We start from the raw sequence: 17,973 nt of genomic DNA, 5'->3' as shown, positions 1-17,973 counted from the left end.
TTCGATCAGAGACGAGGAATTTCAATGAATTATACGTTTCAACCACTCACCCAAGAGCAAGCCGAACGTATCGCCTTCGAATGGCGCTATGAAGGCGAATACGCGTTTTACAATATGGATGCTGACGAAGAAGATCTCGCCTTATTTTTAGATGCAGATGAGCGAGGTGATACAACGTTCGCCATTCTTGACGACGAACTCATCGGTTTCGTCACGTTGCAATTCGAATCAGTAGACGCTGTTTCTATCGGTCTCGGCATGCGCCCTGATTTGACGGGGAGCGGCAACGGACATCGATTCCTCACGTCAATCATAAATTGGATTGAGGCGACATATGGGACTCGCACAGTGCGTCTTGCCGTCGTCACGTTTAATAAACGGGCCATCCGATTATACGAGTCTCTAGGTTTCATCCCACAAGACACGTTCATGCAGGAGACGAATGGTGGTGTGTATCCGTTTCTTTCAATGACACGTGAACAAAGCGAACCCCCGAACAACTGATGTCCGGGGGTTTTGTCATGTCCGCTGTTTCTTCTGAATATAAGAAAGACCGAGCGCTCCAATTAAAATCGTCCCTTTGACGATGTCTTGCGCATAATACGGCACGTCCCACATCGTCAGTCCGTTCAAGAGAATTCCAATCAAAATAGCTCCAATCAATGTCCCGATCACGTTCGGGCGCCCTGTCCCAAAGACGGCGTAGCCGATGTAGGCAGCCGCGACAGCGTCCATCAAAAGGGGTGCTCCAGCCGAGACTTGTCCCGTACCAATCCGAGATGCAAGAATGATTCCGCCGATGGCTGCAAACAATCCGCTGAGTACGTAGGCGTACAACTTGATTCGATTCACGGCGATCCCGGAACGACGGGCCGCTTCGGCGTTCGACCCGACGTAATAAAATTCACGCCCGGTCCGCGTATAAGTCAAGAATAGATGCGCTCCGATAAAGAACACCAGCATGAGCAGGGCGACGAACGGAATCGGACCGATCGTCCCTTGACCGATGAATAGAAATGACGGGATGAAACGCCCTGGCGCCGTCCCCCCTTCAATCGGCATGTTGTCATAAATCGAGAATCCTTTCGTATACGTCAACTGAATCCCGTTAATGACGTACATGATGGCAAGTGTCGCTAGTAAATCCGGTAATCGGAATTTGATTGTGACGAGCGCGTTCAACAGCCCGACGAGAATCCCGAGTGCAAGTGGGATCAGCAGAGCGACGAGAAGCTCTTGTCGATGAAGGACGAGACTTGCCGCTGCCCCGATTGTCGCAAGACTCGCCGTCGAGCCGACCGACAAGTCGAATCCTCCGACGATGAGCGAAAACGTGACGCCGAGGGCAAGTAGCGAAACGATTGAAACCGATTTGATGATGTCACTAAAGTTTGCGTATGTCAGAAATTGATCGTTCGTCACGGTAAAGACCGCAATCAAACTAAGGATTGCGAGTAACGTTCCATACTGACCGATATGACCGCTGATTCGTTTTCGTTCCTTGACCACCAATTGTGCCATCTTACACGCCTCCTTTCTCTACAATTTGTCCACGGTCGAGCCAAACAATCCGATTGGCGACCCGTTCGAGTTCATGTCGCTCACTTGACGTGAACAATACGGTCTTCCCTTGTTTCGCGAGTGCAATGACGCGTTCATACACGTCTTGTTTCGCTGCGATATCGATTCCTTTTGTCGGTTCGTCGAGCAGATAGATGTCTCGGTTATCGAGCAACCATTTGCTGAAGACGACCTTCTGTTGATTTCCACCACTCAGCTCACGAACCGGTTGTTTCACGTTCGCATAACGGACGCGAAGCGATGCCAATACGTCCGAAACGCGAGTTGCCTTTCCTGCGACAGCAATCACGTTCCGCTCAATCGTCTCGTCTAAAAATAATCCATGACGACGTCTCTCCTCTGGAACGAGTGCAAATCCTAAACGTACGGCGTCTGCCGGTTCTTTGATCACGTGCTCTTTCCCCTCGATTGTGATGGATTGACGAATCCCAGAAAGACCGAACAATGCTTCCATCAGTTCCGTCTTCCCACTTCCCGTCAATCCACCAATCCCGAGCACTTCTCCGCCATACGCTTCAATCGAAATCTCGGATTGAAACGCCGGAAGGGTCAACTGCGCGGACAAACAAATCGTGTCTTCCGGCACCGCCTTTTCTAACGCCGCATCAAATGTTGTCCCACTCAAAAATGTCTGCACCGCTTCTGAAGAGAGCGATTGGTACGGTCCATCGTACACGACACGTCCGTCCCGAAGAAACGTAGAGGTCGACGTGACCCGGGTGAGCTCGTTTGAACGATGCGTGACCAATACAATCCCGACTCCTTCTGCCGCAAGCTTCTGTAACAATTCAAGTAAGGCGTCGGCATCCTTTTCCGATAAGGCAGCGGTCGGTTCGTCGAGGAGCAAATACTTGGCATCGCTCTCGAGTGCCCGAGCGATGAGAAGGCGCTGTTTCACGCTGAGCGGGAAGTGACCGGCTGGACGCGTTGGATCGACCTCTAAACCGACTCGGGACAACACACGTTTCGCTCGCTGTTTCAAACGTTGCGGACGAATCCGTTTCACCGTCTGCCATGGAAGGACGTTCTCATACACAGGCAAGTCCAAATAGAGCGCATCATCCACTTCTTGCGACACCGTGATGATGCCATGACGAATCGCTTCCGCTGGTGTGAGGCGGATTGATTTTCCATCAATGGACAACTCGCCGGACGTCGGTTCAGCCGTTCCGTTTAGCAGTTTGATGAGCGTACTCTTACCGGCCCCGTTCAGACCGAGAAGCCCATGAATGTCTCCCGGCTTTAAACTGAAGGATAGTTGATCGAGCACCGTGACGTCACCATACTGTTTCGTGATTCGTTCCAAGCGAATCATCAGTCGGTCTCCTTCATCCAATCCGACCATGCCGCATTCGATTCGCCCCAACCTGGCACGTACTGTCCAAGGTCATCCATCGTGACAGGCTCATCCGGTAAGACGTCACGGTCCACTAGATATGGGTCGACCGAATGAATGGAAGGCGTCTCTTCCCCGACCACTTTTTGATAAGCGTATCGGACTTGAATGCGGCCAATTTCGGCTGGATCTGTGGCAGCTGTCACTTTCCACGGACTCCCCTCTTCTTGCATGAGTTGCAAGTCTTCGTCACTCAAGTCAATCCCGTAAACGGCAATCTCGTCACGGCCTGCTTGCTTGATGGCACGGCTCGCCCCTTTGGCGAACTCATCCCACATCGCAAACACCGCATCAATTTCGCCTTCCGGGTACTTCTTCAAAATCGCCTCCATCTGGCTTTGCGTATCGAGCGCCGTGTTGTTCGTCGCCGAACCGAACTTTGCGACTTCCTTGATGCCGGGATAGCGTTTTAAGAACGCGTCATAAATCGTATGTCGACGTTCCATCGGGGTGAATCCACCGACCCAAATCGTGACGATGTTCCCTTCCCCGTCCAAATCTTCCGCGAGTGCTTTTAGCGAGCGCCATGCTAGTGAATAATCATCTTGGTCGATGACCGTCACGCCTTCGTTCGTCAAATCGTTATCGAATGCAACGACTTTGATGCCTTTGTCGAGCGCCCGTTGAACCGGTTCTTTCAAGGCATCGGCACGTCCGTGGTCAATCAAGATCACATCGACTCCTTGCGTCGTCGCCGTATCGACATAACTCGCCATTTTCGACAAATCATTTTCGGCATTATACACTTTCACGTTGCCACCGAACGCTTCGACTTGCTCGGTCACCCCTTCGATATACTGCGAAGAGAACGTCCCGATCGACATCTGCATAACGAGGGCGACTTCTAGATTTTTCGGAAGCGTCTCATTTGAGACGTTGACGGTTTTCGCTTCCGTTTTACTTGTTGTCGTAGTCGTTTTCGGTTGAGCCTGTTCGTTCGTGCATCCGGCAAGTGCCAGGATGACTGTCAACAGGAAGAAGATGATTTTTTTAGACATATGTGTTTCCTCCTACATGTTCTACAACGACCGACTCAGTCGGTTCGAGCACACCTGTCTCTGTAATTAGACCGGTAATCAGTTCGGGTGGTGTCACATCAAACGCCGGATTGAAGACGGTGATGCCGACGAGTGCCGTCGGATGTCCCCCGATATGGGTCACTTCATGCGCGTCCCGTTCTTCGATTTGAATCGTGTCATCTGCCTCTAAATCGAATGTCGAATGCGGAGCAGCCACATAGAATGGGATGCCGTAATGCTTCGCCAAAATCGCAAGCTGAAGTGTTCCGATCTTGTTGGCCGTATGACCGGTACGGGTGATGCGGTCCGCCCCGACGATGATAGCATCGATTTGTTTCGTCTGGATGGTCCAGGCCGCCATGTTATCTGTAATCAGTGTGACATCGATATCTGCCCGGTCGAGCTCCCATACGGTCAGTCGTGCTCCTTGAAGCAGCGGTCGCGTTTCGGACGCGAACACCCGAAACGGGATGCCACGCTCTTTCCCGACATAGAACGGCGCGAGCGCGGTACCGTATCGTGACGTCGCGATGGCACCGGCGTTACAAATCGTCAATACGTTGCCACCAGCGGGTAACACGGTGAGCGCATGTTCCCCAATCGTGCGATACGTAGCCACGTCTTGTTCAAAGATTTCAATCGCACGCTGCTTGATCGCTTTTGCAATCTGTTCAAAGTCCTCTCCCACATTCAGTCGAAGGAGTGATTCGATGACATGCTGTAAGTTGACCGCGGTCGGTCTTGTCGCAATCAACCGTTGACCGACTTGATTCAATTGGAGATGAAAATATGGATTGTCTTGCAGACGTGACGCTTCTTTCGCAAGGACAAACGCCCCGAAATAAGCGATGGCCGGTGCACCGCGAACTTGAAGCGACTTGATTGCCTGCTCGGCTTGTTCGAGCGTCAACACTTCGACATAGCGCTCTTCTTGCGGCAACAGCGTCTGATCTAAAATCGTCAACACTTCCGTGTCGGCATCGAAATGAATACTTTGCACACTCATGCGCGCACCTCCGACAAGACCGGGATCAGCTGATCGATCGATTGTATCTGATGACGCTGTTTGATGAGACGCGTACCAAGTTCTAGGGCGTGACGTTTCCGCTCGATGCGAAGGTCATCCGGCAATGTCTCTAAGTCGGCGACACCAGCTAGACCGACCGTCCGCCGAATCAATTCGCAACCTGCGTAGCCGATGGCGTCACTCAAAATGGATGGCAACAGCTCATCCACGAAACCTACCGTGTTGAATGGCTCGACCGCCTGTGTGAAGCGGGTACGGAACGTTTTTTCGAACGTCTCCCAGACGGTGAGCACTTCTGTGAAGCGTTCGAACCGTTTCAGCGGATGCGCATACGTTGAGAACACCAAATGGGCAATGATTTGACCAATATCAAAGCCGAACGGACCATAAAATGCAAACTCAGGATCGATGATTTTCGTTTCCTGTCGGGTCGCAAAAATGCTTCCTGTATGTAAATCCCCGTGCAGTAGCGCTTCGTGCTTCGTCACGAACCCAACCTTCAATTTCGTTACTTCAATTTTCAAGGCGAGGTCTGACCACAGTTGCTCCACATCCGGACGAAGGGCCGCTTCGATTTGATTCGAATCTGCATCGCGATACGGGTCGGTGAAGATCAGTTTCTCCGTGATATCGCATAGTTCTGGATTATAATACTCTTTTTCGATTTGTTTCTTCACGAGCGGTCCGTTCGCGTAGTCAGATGTCGCAAACAGGGTTTCACCGAGGAACGTACCGACGTGGCGGGCTAAGTTCGGGTAGCTCTCTCCTTTTAGGAAGCCGGTGCGGACGATTTCGAACGATGATAAATCTTCTAAAATCGTATAGGCGAGTTCACGGTCGCTACCGAGTACATCCGGTACGAACTGAGGGACGACCTTAGAAAATTCACGGAGTGCCAGTTGTTCAATCCAAGACCGATCAAGCGTGAGCGGCCAGCTCTCCCCCACGACTTTTGCATACGGTAACGCTTGTTTCACAATCAATGACGTCTCTCCTTGACGAATGCGAAAGACGAGATTTAAATTTCCATCCCCGATCTCCTCACATTCTGCAATCCCCTCTTCTAGTAACCCCAACTGTCGAACGTGGTCGACGACACTCTGTTCTGTAAACGCCTCATAAGCCATGATAATTTTCCCCTTTCTTAACTCTATGCATGAAAAAAGCCCCTTTCTCCGCGAGAAAGAGGCACACCCAAATTGGTTGTTCCTCTCATCTTTCAGACATGTGTCTGGTGGATGTAGCACCGTGCCAAATGGTCGGTTGCTGCGGCGTCTTAGGGCCAATTCCCTCTGCCAACTCGCGATAAGAGTAAATGATGTAATTGTGTTTGACGTGTTGAGACGAATATTACGGACTAGGCACGCTAGTTGTCAATCCTCTATTTTCAGTCGCCTCCCTATTTTTGACACGCATATATAGAAACATTATTTTCAAACTTTTTTTCTCAAAAAAAGGAATTGACGAGTGAGCGATTCTATGTAAAAATTCAATTAAATTTCACAACTTCACAACTATTCTTATCAAGAGCAGACGGAGGGACAAGCCCGATGATGTCGCAGCAACCGACCAGAAATGGCACGGTGCTAATTCTTGCAGCTAACGCTGAGAGATAAGAGTTCATTGTTTTTTTGAATGACCTCTTGCCTTGGCATGAGGTCATTTTTTGTTTGACCTGAAAGGAGGAACTTATGGGAATCATCACTACTTATGAAATCAAACATACCGATCACGTCGAGCGTGTAGCTGAGAAAATCGCACATGAGCTGACCGTCGGGACATGGACCGAGTTGAACCATCTCGAACAATATCAACTGCAAGCGTTCCGAGGTGAGGTCATCGCCACGTCCCAACAAGAAACGACAAGTCGCTTCTCGATTCGCTACCCGCTACATAACGTGACACCGGACTTTTCGTCCATTCTGACGACGACATTCGGTAAGCTCTCCCTCGACCCAGGCGTTCAACTTGTCGACCTCTCGCTTCCAGAGGAACTCGCACCGGACTTTCCGGGTGCCGCATTCGGAGTTGAAGGGGTCCGGGACACCCTTCGTGTACACGACCGCCCGCTCGCGATGAGCATCTTCAAAGGCGTCATCGGACGAGACCTTGATTTTTTGGCGACACAACTCCGGGACCAGTTCGCAGGCGGCATCGACCTCGTCAAAGACGATGAAATTCTATATGACAATCCGCTCACCCCGTCGCTCGAACGGGCACGGATCGGGGCATCGGTCATCCGGGAGCATAAAGAAACGACCGGTCGCTCCGTTCTATACGCCGTCACGTTGAGCGGACCCGTTTTCACCTTACGCGACCAGGCGAAGCGATTGATTGAGGCAGGCGCGACCGCACTCTTATTCAACGTATATACGTATGGGCTCGACGCATTGCGAGAGCTCGCCAAAGATTCTGAGATTCATGTTCCGATTTTGGCACATCCCGCTTTTGCAGGAGCGTTGACCGGATCGATTCGTCATTCCCTACTCTTCGGGAAACTGATTCGCTTGGCCGGGGCGGACTTGACGCTCTTCCCTTCGCCATACGGTTCACTGTCGACACCGAAAGACGAAACACAACAGATTCAGACGTACGCGACGGAACCCCATTGGACGAAACCGATTCTGGCGGTCCCCTCTGCCGGGATTCACCCAGGACTCGTCCCGGATTTGATTCGTGACTTCGGAACGGATGTCGTCATCAATGCCGGCGGCGGGATTCACGGACATCCAGACGGTGCGGCTGCCGGAGCGAGGGCGTTCCGCCAAGCGATCGATCAGGCAATCGGTAAGACGAGCGAGACTGATGCCTTATCGACTGCATTAGATGCGTGGGGTGCGCGATGAGTACGCACGTCATCTGTGATTTCGACGGGACCATCACGGAAGAAGATAACATCATCGCATTGATGCGACGGTTCGCCCCACCTGAATGGGTCGAACTCAAAGATGGTGTGTTGAACCAAACGCTCTCCATTCGCGAAGGTGTCGGTCAGATGTTCAGCTTGCTCCCGAGTGAACAGGAATTGAAGTACCGTGAATTTCTTCAGTCGACCATAACGTTTCGACCAGGGTTTATCGAGTTTTTACAGGAGACACAGTCATGCGGCTTTCGATTTGATGTCGTCAGTGGCGGAATGGACTTTTTCGTCCATCCGATTCTAGAAGGTTACGTCGAACCGGAACACATCTACTGCAATCATGTTGATTTCTCTGGAGAGACGGCACGCGTCACATGGCCTCATTCATGCGATGCCCATTGTTCGAACGATTGCGGATGTTGCAAACCGACGATTGCCCGACAGATTGTCGCACCTACCGACACGTTGATTGTCATCGGGGACTCCGTCACCGATTTTGAAATCGCCAAACGTGCCGACGTCGTGTATGCGCGCGGTCAACTGATTTCGCTATGCGAGGCGGAAGGACTCCACTATGTTCCGTTCGAGACATTCTATGACATTTCAGCTCACATGAAAGGAGTGAACGTATGACCGTAAAAGAACGATGGGTAGAACTTGCCGACATTAAAGACGAGCTTGCCGCACGAGATTGGTTTCCTGGGACGAGTGGCAACTTGGCGATCCGCGTATCGGACGACCCGTTGACGTTCCTCGTGACAGCAAGTGGTCGTGATAAACGGAAGCGTACGGATGAAGACTTCGTTCTCGTCGATGCGACCGGTCAATTGATTGGAGAGCAAACAGGCAAACCGTCCGCGGAGACGTTGCTACACGTCGAAATCTTTAACAAGACGAACGCAACCTGTTCCCTTCACGTGCACACGGTCGACAATAACGTCATCTCAGAACTTTACGCGGCGAACGGACATGTCTCGTTCGCGGGTCAAGAAATCATCAAGGCACTCGGCTATTGGGAGGAAACGGCAAGCGTCCAAATCCCGATCATCGAAAACCATGCGGATATTCCGACGCTCGCCCGTGCATTTGCCCCACATGTCACAAGCGATGCAGGTGCCGTCCTCATTCGGAACCACGGAATCACCGTTTGGGGCGAGACGCCAGCTGCGGCAAAACGTTATTTAGAAGCATATGAATTTTTGTTCAGCTATTCATTAAAATTACGCGCCTTAGGCGTCCATTCATAAGGAGGAATTCAACATGGCAACGATTTATTTCCAACAAACAGAAGAACGCGTCAGCGACCAACAAGAGGTACGTGCCTTTTTAGAATCACGAGACATCCTTTACGAAGCATGGGACATCGCAAAGTTACCGGCTTCTCTTCAGGAAAATTACCAACTGACAGACGAAGACAAAGAAACTATCTTGGCGACGTTCCGTGACGAGATTCAAGATGTATCAGCACGACGTGGCTACAAGACGGCTGACGTCATCTCGCTATCCGATGCGACACCGAATTTAGATGAACTGCTCGTCAACTTCCAAAAAGAGCATCATCATACAGATGACGAGGTTCGTTTCATCGTCAGTGGTCACGGCATCTTTGCGATTGACGATGCAGAACGCGGATACTTCAATATCGAACTCAATCCAGGTGATCTCATCTCCGTGCCGGTCAACACACGTCATTACTTCACGTTGCAAGAAGACCGTCAAGTCGTCGCCGTTCGTATTTTCGTGACGACTGAGGGCTGGGTGCCGATTTACGAAAAAGAAAATGTGCAGGCATAAGAAAAGGTCTCTCGCTTAAAAACGAGAGACCATTTTTTAATGTTTAACCGCCGTCGGTTTCGATGAGAACCAGCCCCATGTCGCAATCCCGACCATGACTGACCAGAAGAAAATCGTCCAAGCTGTCGAGTGGACGAACCCGTCTGGGAGTCCCATGAATGCGAACGGTGTCCCGGCAATCAATTCTTTGAATCCTGGGTGTTCAAGTACGAGCACCGTCAATTTGACCCCGACCCAACCGACGATGATGAAAGCAGCCGTTTCAAGAGATGGGCGTTGATGGAGCAACTTGACGAAAATACGAGCCGCAAATCGCATCAAGACGACCCCGATGAGGCCACCCGTCAAGACAACGAAGAACTGACCCGAGTCAATCCCACCAATCTCACCGAGACCGAGTGGTGGCAAGCTGACCGCAAGCGCGACCGCTGCTAAGATTGAGTCGACCGCAAAGGCGATGTCCGCAAACTCAACTTTTGCGACAGTGAGCCAAAACTCTTTCTTCGATACCGGTTTTTCTGTGACAGCCGTTTCTTCCTTGGCTTCAGCCGCCAACTCCTGTTTCGGCTCCATCTTTCTCGCCTTATAGGTCATATACAGGTGTCGCGCACTCATCCCGATTAAGTAGAGCGCACCGAGTGCCTGTACTTGCCATACGTTGATCAAGAACGAGATTAAGAACAATGCGATAAATCGGAATACGAACGCTCCTAAGAGTCCGTAGAACAATGCCTTCTTCTGCTCTGTGCGCGGCAAGTGCTTGACCATGACGGCCAAGACGAGCGCGTTGTCTGCAGATAACAAGCCTTCCAAACCGACGAGTACGACGACGATCCAGGCATACTGCAGGACTAACTGCCAATCCATAAAAACATCTCCTTTTTTCTTTCAATTCCTTCATATTTAATAGTGATCTATTTTTTAAGTTCACAGGACCATTTTATTCCCGTTCACAAAGTAAATCAATCCTCTTTCTTCAATATCTGAAAGATTTTTTTGCGATTGCATATTGAAAACATGTTATGAGAGCAAAATCATACCCGTTCAGCCATCATTTCGTGATAAAATCCTAACAAGAACGAGTGGTGCTTTAAATCGCTCGAAAAAAGGAGAATCCGATTATGTCTACAAGCCATGTCGCTTTACCTACTAAAGCAGAACGACATAAATTGTTCGGGTCGGTCCCACCGATTAAAGGAACAAAGCCGACCGAAAAAGAACAAATGGTCGATTTACAAAATACACCGAAAAACTTCTTGTTCGCCCTCGACAGTGTTGGGATCTCGAACGTGAAACATCCCGTGAACGTCGAGACGCCAGAAGGAGTCCAGTCAACGGTCGCCACATTTGAATTAACGACATCGCTCGTACAAGACCGTAAAGGGATCAACATGTCTCGTTTGACAGAGCAGCTCGACGCGTACCATCAACAAGGGTGGACGGTATCAAACCGTTCGTTAATCGAGTTCGCGCAAGAGCTCGCCGAGCGTATGGAACAAACAGAAGGCCAATTGACAATCCGTTACCCATGGTTCTTCACGCGTAAAGCACCTGCGACAGGTCTTAGCGGTTTGATGAACGCGGACGTCATGCACCGTGTGACATATAACCTCGAAACGGGCGTCGCAAACGTGACAGTCGGTCTCGTCATCAACGTCACGACGCTTTGCCCATGTTCAAAAGAAATCAGTGAGTACAGCGCCCATAACCAACGTGGGTACATCACGATCGAAGCCGGTCTTGATGAGACATCGATGGACGGATTCGATTGGCGTGCAGCCCTTCTCGATGCAGCGGAGTCAAACGCCTCAGCACCACTTCACCCTGTCCTCAAACGTCCGGATGAGAAACGTGCGACTGAAATCGCATACGAAAACCCACGTTTCGTCGAGGATATGGTCCGCTTGATCGCGGCTGACTTGTACGAGATGAAACAAGTCGTGAACTTCTTCGTCGAATGCCGTAACGAAGAGTCGATTCACCAACACGACGCGATTGCATCGATCACATTCGATAAGCGTCAAGACGCATAAAAAATGCGGAACCTCTGTTAAAGAAGGTTCCGCATTTTTTATAGACTTGTCACGAGTTCAATCGTCAATAGGATGATGATGAGCATCACCCACACTGCCCAGACGAGTCGCCACTTCTCCCAGTCAAATCGCTTCATCACTGCATAGACCGTGAGGTAGAGCGCAAGGAGAAGCGGTACCGACCCAAGGATTCTCTAGCATCACGCCTCGATGTCGCCGTCCCAAGCGAGCATTCCGCCGTCGACATTGACGACTTTATAACCTTGCGATTCTAAGTAATCACACGCCGTCTGGCTCCGTCCACCTGAACGACAGATGACGTGATAGACATTATCTTGTGCCAACTTTTCTGTCACTTGTGGGAATTCCGATAATGGATAGAGTGGTACGTTCGGGATATGCCCTGCCTCATATTCATCTTGCTCGCGCACATCGATGATATGGAGAGACTCCCCGTTCTCTAATTTTTCTCTTAATTCTGTCGCATGGATGCTTTGCATACATAGTTCCCCTTTCAATCATGGATTCCTCTTTTAGTTTACCTCAGCTTATGCTCCGACAAACTCCAGTTGATGGTCGTCTCAGCGTCACAATAAAATCCCTCGAGCTCGCATCGTTCGACGACCTGTTCGATCAACGCGCGATTGCCACAAAACAACGTGAAATGGCTATCCCAAGGTGGGACGATGAGCCATTCGTGTTGATAACCGAAAAACGTCCGATGTTGCATGCCCCACATATCAGCGGCTAGCGTCTCACTGAGATGGATGAGATGCCGTTCCGTACAAAATTCGTCTCCGGTCCAGATCCAGCCTTCTCCCATCTCCAAAAGTACACGCAACACTTGATTCTTTAGCAGATCCGACAGTTCCCCTTCACCTGGTGGGAGCACATTCTCACGTTCGCAATATTCAATGATGCGATTCGCCCCTGCTCGATCTTCGGCATGTGGTTTTAGCGCCCTAATCATCGTTCGGAGCGCATGATCGATACGGCTCACGTCACGAAAACCTAGTCTTCGCCTCATCTCTTCCCATGTAACGGCCCGAAATTGCTGTTCGACCTCGTTTTTGTCCAGATCGGCATAACAATCAACCGCGGCGGAGTGATCTATTGGAGCAAGGAATGGATGAAACGCGATGAAGACCGTTTCAAATACCCCTTCATAATACGTCTTAATTGGGTAGTCATCCCCACCACCAAACATGGCGTAACGATGTCCTTCAGGTAACAAAACGCTCTCATCTAGTTCGTCCATTTCAACACTCCTTTCTTGAATAGTTTATAACGGACCATCAAAAAAAGCACCCTTCTATAAGAAGGATGCTCCGGACTTACGCTTCGTTGCGCTCGTCGATTGCTTGTGCTGCTGTGATGAGCGTCAATTTGTAGACGTCCTCTTCGTTACAACCACGTGATAAGTCGTTCACTGGTTTGTTGAGACCTTGAAGGATTGGACCGATCGCTTCGAATCCACCGAAACGTTGAACCATCTTGTAGCCAATGTTCCCTGCTTCAAGACTTGGGAAGACGAATACGTTCGCCTTACCAGCAACGTCAGAACCCGGTGCTTTCTTCGCCGCTACGCTAGGAACGAATGCCGCATCGAATTGAAGTTCTCCGTCGATTGGAAGGTTCGGTGATTTCTCTTTCGCAAGGCGTGTCGCTTCCACAACTTTCTCTGTTTCAGGTGACTTCGCAGAACCCTTCGTCGAGAAGCTAAGGAGCGCGACTTGTGGGTCGATGCCGAACGTCTTCGCTGTCGCTGCCGACAAGAACGCGTTCTCTGCTAAGTCCGCCGCGTCCGGTGCAATGTTGATCGCACAGTCCGAGAAGACATATTGCTCGTCGTCACGTACCATGATGAACACACCTGACGTCTTTTTGATGCCTGGTTGCATTTTGATGATTTGTAGTGCCGGACGTACCGTATCAGCCGTCGCGTGCATCGCGCCTGAGACAAGACCTTCTGCTTTGCCTGTGTGAACGAGCATTGTTCCGAAGTAGTTCACGTCTGATGTAAGGAGTTCGCGTGCTTGTTCAGCCGTCGCTTTCCCTTTACGACGCTCGACGAATGATTCGACGAGAACGTCGATGTCTTCGTATGTCGCTGGGTCATATTGTGTCAAACCTGAGATGTCGAAACCGTGTTTCGCCGCAACCGCTTCGAGATCTGCTTTCGCACCGACGACGATCGGTTCTACCATACCGTCTGCTTTCAATCGAACAGCGGCTCCAAGAACACGCTCATCGATACCTTCCGGGAAGACGATGGTTGGACGAACCGGGCTAACTTTTTGCTTCAACGTTTCAAATAATTTCATAACGAATGAACCCCTTTTCTCAATTTACAGCATGACTGCTAATGGTTTTGCCGTTGACTTGTGTCTTTACGCGATTTCAATTATACACAGTACCCTTTTCAAAATAAACTATTCTGCCCATTTCGCCATAAATCGCCTAGAATCAATCATTATATGAATAGAACAGTTTCGACAAATCGACTGATACAGCCATTTTTGTAGCCGTTTTCATGTTTCTGTCCTCTGTTCTTTACCCGTCATGAATCGTGATAACCCTCACAGTGCCTCAAAGTTGCCAGTCAGTGAAGCGTGTATGGTAAAATAGACGGCGAAGCCAAGTCCCGAAAGGAGATTTTTTTATGTCAGAACGTCCAGTACCTACAACAGATACACAACATGCCGCCGCCACATTAGACGGATGGTATACACTTCATGATTTCCGCACGATTGATTGGGCTCGTTTGAAACTCGTCGATGCTGAAAAGCGTGAACAGATGATTGAGGAGTTCACTGCGTTCCTCGCCTCACTTGAAGAAGTGGAAGCAAAAGGTGAAGGAAGCCACGCCTTCTACTCGATTCTCGGCCAGAAGGCGGACCTCGTCTTGATGGTGCTTCGTCCAACATTCAACGAACTTGAGGACGTCGAGCGCGCATTCCGCAAAACAGCGCTATACGACTATATGATTCCGTCGTATTCATACGTGTCGGTCATCGAGCTCGGGATGTATCGCGGATCTGGAGACGGGGACCCGTATCAAAACCCTCATATCCGTTCACGCCTCTATCCGACACTTCCAAAGGCCGCACACATCTGTTTCTATCCGATGAGCAAGGCTCGTCGCGACGGCGACAACTGGTACATGTTGTCGATGGATGAGCGCAAAGACCTCATGTATCGCCACAGCATGATCGGCCGTAGCTACGCTGGTAAGATTCAGCAGTTCATCGGTGGGTCGACTGGATTCGACGCATGGGAATGGGGCGTCACACTCTTCGCTGAAGATTCACTTCAGTTCAAGAAAATCGTTTACGAGATGCGTTTTGATGAAGTGAGTGCGAAATACGGTGAGTTCGGCGACTTCTACGTTGGGAACATCTTACCGAAAGAAAATTTGAGCACATTCTTTAGCGTGTAAAAGGTTTACGCGTATAACACCTCGGGAATTAAGGATGATGTAAGCAAGTTATCCTGATTAACGAGGTGAACAACGATGCGCGTGTTTAAAGAAACCGATCGTGACACTGCGGAACGTTTAGATTCGTTCATCGAACGAATGGCACCGACAGCAGAATTAGTCCAACATCGATTTGAAGAGCAACTCAAACATACACAGCAAAAGGGTCAGGCGAGCGCCTGACCCTTATTTTGTCGTAGTGACGTGAAGTGCGTCGCCTAAGAAAGTAGCCAATTCCAGCATTCCGTAGCGTCCCGCTTTCGCTTCAGCATCGGAATTATAGTTCGTGTTCGTATTGACGTCATAGGCGTAGACGTTTCCGTATCGGTCTCGAATGATCTCAATCCCCGCAATATCGATCGCATTCGCTTTCAAGAACTGTTCGAGCTTTGGAATGATCGGGTCATCGAATCCTTCGACGATTTCAAACTTCGCCGGTGGCGTCTCCCCGACCGGACAGAACTGGTCTTCAATCGAGCAGGCATCAGCAGGACAGAGCTCGAATCCTTCCGACGTATCGACGCGCACCGCATACAGGAACTTTCCGCCGATGAATTCGCAGCGGGTAATATACGGTTCCGGGGCTTCGATATACTGTTGAATGAGCGTGATGCCGTCAACCGAGTCCTCGAACGAGGGACCATATACATATTCTTTGAGTCCTTCGATCGTATGGAACAATTGGACCCCGAGTCCTTTTCCGGCACGGTTATGTTTCGTGATGAACGGTGTCAAACCTAACTGCTCAGCCGCTTCGATGATTTGCGCCTTACCGACTGCCGCAATCGTCTTCGGCACGCGAATTCCTTCACGTCGAAGCGCCGTGTATTGATTGACTTTGCTCACTTCGAGGCGGATGGCACGTGTGCCGTTAAACACGGTCCGGTCATTTGCCTCTAACCAAGCGAGGACGCCTTCCGTCAATTCTGGTGCGTACCGATGCCCACGTGTGTGCGAGGAGGCACTCATCCGATTATAAAAGACACCTTCCGGGGGCATTGCTTCGAGATCAATCGTCCCTTGGTCCAAGTGCCACAATTCATACGGCAAGTTCAATTCTTCTAAACGGTAGACAAGGTGGTTCGTCCATTCTTCGTTTTCATGAATGACGTGAATTTTAGACATCATCATTCCTCCTTCTATGATGTGTTTACTTTACCATATTCATAACCGACAATTCCAATGTGTATGGTTTGCCTAATCCTCAATTCTGAAATATCAGACGATTTCATGGTATAATGAACTTAAGAGTATTGTTTCAGAAAGGAAGTGTTGTGTTTGCCCGTACCTGTTATAAGTACTGATGTACTCATTTTACTCTTCGGTCTACTTCTCGTTGCCGGTGTCATGGCGACACGAATCTCGACTCGATTCGGCTTGCCCGCCTTGATTTTATTTATGGGAATCGGCATGATCATGGGAAGTGACATTACTGGTCTCATCTTCTTTGACGACTCGAATTTAGCGCAGCTGATTGGAGTCGCTGCCTTGATTGTCATTTTGTTTGAAGGGGGTCTTCAAACGAAATGGTCATCAATCCGGAGCGTCCTCGCCCCTTCTGCCTCGCTGGCGACGCTTGGAGTATTGATTACTACAACAGTGGTCGCCGTGGCCGTTCGTTTCGTATTTGGTTTCGATTGGATTGAATCTTTCTTGTTCGGTGCGATCATCGGTTCGACCGACGCAGCGGCCGTCTTTGCCGCATTTAAAGGAAAGAATATCTCACCGAAAGTCGGTGCGACTCTCGAAGCCGAGTCCGGCACGAACGACCCAATGGCGATGTTTTTGACGATTCTCGCCCTCGACTTCATGATGAAGCCGGATACGACCATTTGGGACGGAATTTGGATGTTCGCCCTTCAAATCGTTGTCGGGGCATTAATCGGCTTCATCCTTGGACAACTGTCTCGCCTCATGTTGAACCACTTGAGACTTGATTCGAGCGGACTGCATGCCGTCCTCATGATTTCCATGGCGTTCCTTACCTATGGTGTCACAGCTTACTTATTGGGAAGCGGATTACTCGCCGTCTATATCGCCGCCATGATTGTCGGAAATGCGGATACAGCGCATGAAGTGACAATCGTCCAATTCTCAGAAGCGCTTGCGTGGATCATGCAAATCATCATGTTCGTCATCCTTGGGTTACTCGTCTTCCCTCGTCAACTCATCGAGCCGGATTTGATTTGGAAAGGACTACTCATCTCATTCGTCCTTATGTTCTTGGCACGTCCGATTGCCGTCTATTTATCGACACTTGGCATGTCATTTACGAGAAAAGAGAAACTATTTATCTCATGGGCCGGGCTAAAGGGAGCTGTCCCAATCGTCTTAGCTACATTCCCTTTAATTGCCGGTATTGAGGACAGTCAACTCTTATTCAATGCCGTCTTCTTCGTCGTCGTGACGAGTGCTTTGATTCAAGGGACGACGTTGACACCGCTCGCTGAAAAATTGGGGTTACTCGGACCGGATAAAATCCGTTCTCCGTATACGATCGCCCTCGTCTCGAGTAAACAGTCTCAACATAAGCTCGTCCCTTATGTTGTCACGGAGAGTTCTTCGATGATTGGCAAGACGCTAGCGGATATCACACTCCCACCAAACACTGTCGTGAACGCCATCGTCCGAAACGAATACTTGATTCCACCGAATGGACAGACATCCATCGAAGAAGGCGACCTTTTATATGTGCTCGCTTCGATGTATCGTCATGATCAACTCGACCAAACATTTGGTGAAGATGGGCTAGACCGAGTGGAATTATGAGTAAACGAATAACCGG

19 protein-coding genes and 2 riboswitches are annotated in these 17,973 nt (G+C 50.0%); of the genes, 9 read left to right on the top strand and 10 right to left on the bottom strand.

What is annotated here, in order from left to right; translation table 11 throughout:
• Positions 1 to 24 precede the first annotated feature (24 nt).
• Positions 25 to 504: a GNAT family N-acetyltransferase gene (locus tag KNO69_RS00825; protein WP_214815359.1), complete on the top strand. Its 480-nt coding sequence runs from the start codon at positions 25 to 27 to the stop codon at positions 502 to 504.
• Positions 505 to 519: 15 nt separating this feature from the next.
• On the opposite strand, the gene KNO69_RS00820 is transcribed toward KNO69_RS00825, so the two are convergent.
• From KNO69_RS00820 to mtnK, 5 genes are read right to left on the bottom strand one after another with little or no spacing between them, the layout of a single operon-like run.
• On the bottom strand, positions 520 to 1,521 hold the full coding sequence (locus tag KNO69_RS00820) for an ABC transporter permease (RefSeq protein ID WP_078147741.1): 1,002 nt from the start codon (positions 1,519 to 1,521) through the stop codon (positions 520 to 522).
• Between the two features lies 1 nt (position 1,522).
• Entirely contained in the window at positions 1,523 to 2,896 is a 1,374-nt protein-coding gene (locus KNO69_RS00815; RefSeq protein WP_214815357.1) for a sugar ABC transporter ATP-binding protein, read from the bottom strand.
• The gene (locus KNO69_RS00810; protein WP_214815356.1) at positions 2,896 to 3,975 is read right to left on the bottom strand and encodes a sugar ABC transporter substrate-binding protein; all 1,080 of its coding nucleotides are present in this window, start codon (positions 3,973 to 3,975) and stop codon (positions 2,896 to 2,898) included. Before KNO69_RS00810 ends, KNO69_RS00815 begins: the two co-directional genes overlap by 1 nt.
• Positions 3,968 to 5,002: an S-methyl-5-thioribose-1-phosphate isomerase gene (gene mtnA / locus KNO69_RS00805; protein ID WP_214815354.1), complete on the bottom strand. Its 1,035-nt coding sequence runs from the start codon at positions 5,000 to 5,002 to the stop codon at positions 3,968 to 3,970. The genes KNO69_RS00810 and mtnA overlap by 8 nt, the downstream gene beginning before the upstream one ends.
• The gene (mtnK, locus tag KNO69_RS00800; RefSeq protein WP_078147744.1) at positions 4,999 to 6,150 is read right to left on the bottom strand and encodes an S-methyl-5-thioribose kinase; all 1,152 of its coding nucleotides are present in this window, start codon (positions 6,148 to 6,150) and stop codon (positions 4,999 to 5,001) included. The genes mtnA and mtnK overlap by 4 nt, the downstream gene beginning before the upstream one ends.
• An 82-nt stretch (positions 6,151 to 6,232) precedes the next feature.
• Positions 6,233 to 6,335, bottom strand: a riboswitch (SAM riboswitch).
• A 205-nt stretch (positions 6,336 to 6,540) separates the two neighbouring features.
• Positions 6,541 to 6,642, top strand: a riboswitch (SAM riboswitch).
• 72 nt (positions 6,643 to 6,714) lie between these two features.
• Between mtnK and KNO69_RS00795 the strand changes: the two genes are divergently transcribed.
• The 4 genes from KNO69_RS00795 to KNO69_RS00780 are packed head-to-tail and all read left to right on the top strand — an operon-like array spanning position 6,715 to position 9,677.
• Complete coding sequence (locus tag KNO69_RS00795) at positions 6,715 to 7,869, top strand: 2,3-diketo-5-methylthiopentyl-1-phosphate enolase (protein WP_214815352.1); 1,155 nt, start codon at positions 6,715 to 6,717, stop codon at positions 7,867 to 7,869.
• Positions 7,866 to 8,516, top strand: coding sequence for a 2-hydroxy-3-keto-5-methylthiopentenyl-1-phosphate phosphatase (locus KNO69_RS00790; RefSeq protein ID WP_214815350.1), 651 nt, complete (start codon positions 7,866 to 7,868; stop codon positions 8,514 to 8,516). The genes KNO69_RS00795 and KNO69_RS00790 overlap by 4 nt, the downstream gene beginning before the upstream one ends.
• Entirely contained in the window at positions 8,513 to 9,130 is a 618-nt protein-coding gene (locus KNO69_RS00785) for a methylthioribulose 1-phosphate dehydratase (RefSeq protein WP_214815347.1), read from the top strand. Before KNO69_RS00790 ends, KNO69_RS00785 begins: the two co-directional genes overlap by 4 nt.
• A 13-nt stretch (positions 9,131 to 9,143) precedes the next feature.
• Complete coding sequence (locus KNO69_RS00780; RefSeq protein ID WP_078147748.1) at positions 9,144 to 9,677, top strand: 1,2-dihydroxy-3-keto-5-methylthiopentene dioxygenase; 534 nt, start codon at positions 9,144 to 9,146, stop codon at positions 9,675 to 9,677.
• A gap of 36 nt (positions 9,678 to 9,713) precedes the next feature.
• Here KNO69_RS00780 and KNO69_RS00775 read toward each other — a convergent pair whose 3' ends face one another.
• Positions 9,714 to 10,544: a TerC family protein gene (locus tag KNO69_RS00775; RefSeq protein WP_214774178.1), complete on the bottom strand. Its 831-nt coding sequence runs from the start codon at positions 10,542 to 10,544 to the stop codon at positions 9,714 to 9,716.
• A 254-nt stretch (positions 10,545 to 10,798) separates the two neighbouring features.
• Between KNO69_RS00775 and folE2 the strand changes: the two genes are divergently transcribed.
• Positions 10,799 to 11,710, top strand: coding sequence for a GTP cyclohydrolase FolE2 (gene folE2, locus KNO69_RS00770; RefSeq protein ID WP_012727487.1), 912 nt, complete (start codon positions 10,799 to 10,801; stop codon positions 11,708 to 11,710).
• Positions 11,711 to 11,910: 200 nt separating this feature from the next.
• On the opposite strand, the gene KNO69_RS00765 is transcribed toward folE2, so the two are convergent.
• From KNO69_RS00765 to pta, 3 genes are all read right to left on the bottom strand, one after another.
• Positions 11,911 to 12,210, bottom strand: coding sequence for a rhodanese-like domain-containing protein (locus KNO69_RS00765; RefSeq protein ID WP_041917952.1), 300 nt, complete (start codon positions 12,208 to 12,210; stop codon positions 11,911 to 11,913).
• A gap of 38 nt (positions 12,211 to 12,248) precedes the next feature.
• The gene (locus tag KNO69_RS00760; RefSeq protein ID WP_214687617.1) at positions 12,249 to 12,968 is read right to left on the bottom strand and encodes a DUF2711 family protein; all 720 of its coding nucleotides are present in this window, start codon (positions 12,966 to 12,968) and stop codon (positions 12,249 to 12,251) included.
• A 76-nt stretch (positions 12,969 to 13,044) separates the two neighbouring features.
• Positions 13,045 to 14,034, bottom strand: coding sequence for a phosphate acetyltransferase (gene pta / locus KNO69_RS00755; RefSeq protein ID WP_012727490.1), 990 nt, complete (start codon positions 14,032 to 14,034; stop codon positions 13,045 to 13,047).
• Positions 14,035 to 14,372: 338 nt separating this feature from the next.
• Here pta and hemQ point away from each other — a divergent pair, with 338 nt between their 5' ends.
• Together hemQ and KNO69_RS00745 are read left to right on the top strand one after the other, a co-directional pair.
• Positions 14,373 to 15,149 carry a hydrogen peroxide-dependent heme synthase gene (gene hemQ / locus KNO69_RS00750; RefSeq protein ID WP_078147751.1) on the top strand — a complete coding sequence of 259 codons (777 nt, stop codon included), beginning with the start codon at positions 14,373 to 14,375 and terminating at the stop codon, positions 15,147 to 15,149.
• Positions 15,150 to 15,224: 75 nt separating this feature from the next.
• Positions 15,225 to 15,371 (top strand): hypothetical protein, encoded by a 147-nt coding sequence (locus tag KNO69_RS00745; RefSeq protein ID WP_012727492.1) that lies wholly within the window; start codon positions 15,225 to 15,227, stop codon positions 15,369 to 15,371.
• Positions 15,372 to 15,374: 3 nt separating this feature from the next.
• Here KNO69_RS00745 and KNO69_RS00740 read toward each other — a convergent pair whose 3' ends face one another.
• Positions 15,375 to 16,313 (bottom strand): ATP-grasp domain-containing protein, encoded by a 939-nt coding sequence (locus KNO69_RS00740; protein ID WP_214815345.1) that lies wholly within the window; start codon positions 16,311 to 16,313, stop codon positions 15,375 to 15,377.
• A gap of 153 nt (positions 16,314 to 16,466) precedes the next feature.
• Here KNO69_RS00740 and KNO69_RS00735 point away from each other — a divergent pair, with 153 nt between their 5' ends.
• The gene (locus KNO69_RS00735; RefSeq protein WP_078147753.1) at positions 16,467 to 17,957 is read left to right on the top strand and encodes a potassium/proton antiporter; all 1,491 of its coding nucleotides are present in this window, start codon (positions 16,467 to 16,469) and stop codon (positions 17,955 to 17,957) included.
• Positions 17,958 to 17,973 lie beyond the last annotated feature (16 nt).

The sequence above is a fragment of the Exiguobacterium sp. s131 genome, assembly GCF_018617345.1.
GTDB lineage: Bacteria > Bacillota > Bacilli > Exiguobacteriales > Exiguobacteriaceae > Exiguobacterium > Exiguobacterium profundum.
The sequence above is the reverse complement of the archived record's forward strand: the minus strand, read 5'-3'. Positions and strand labels throughout refer to the sequence as shown.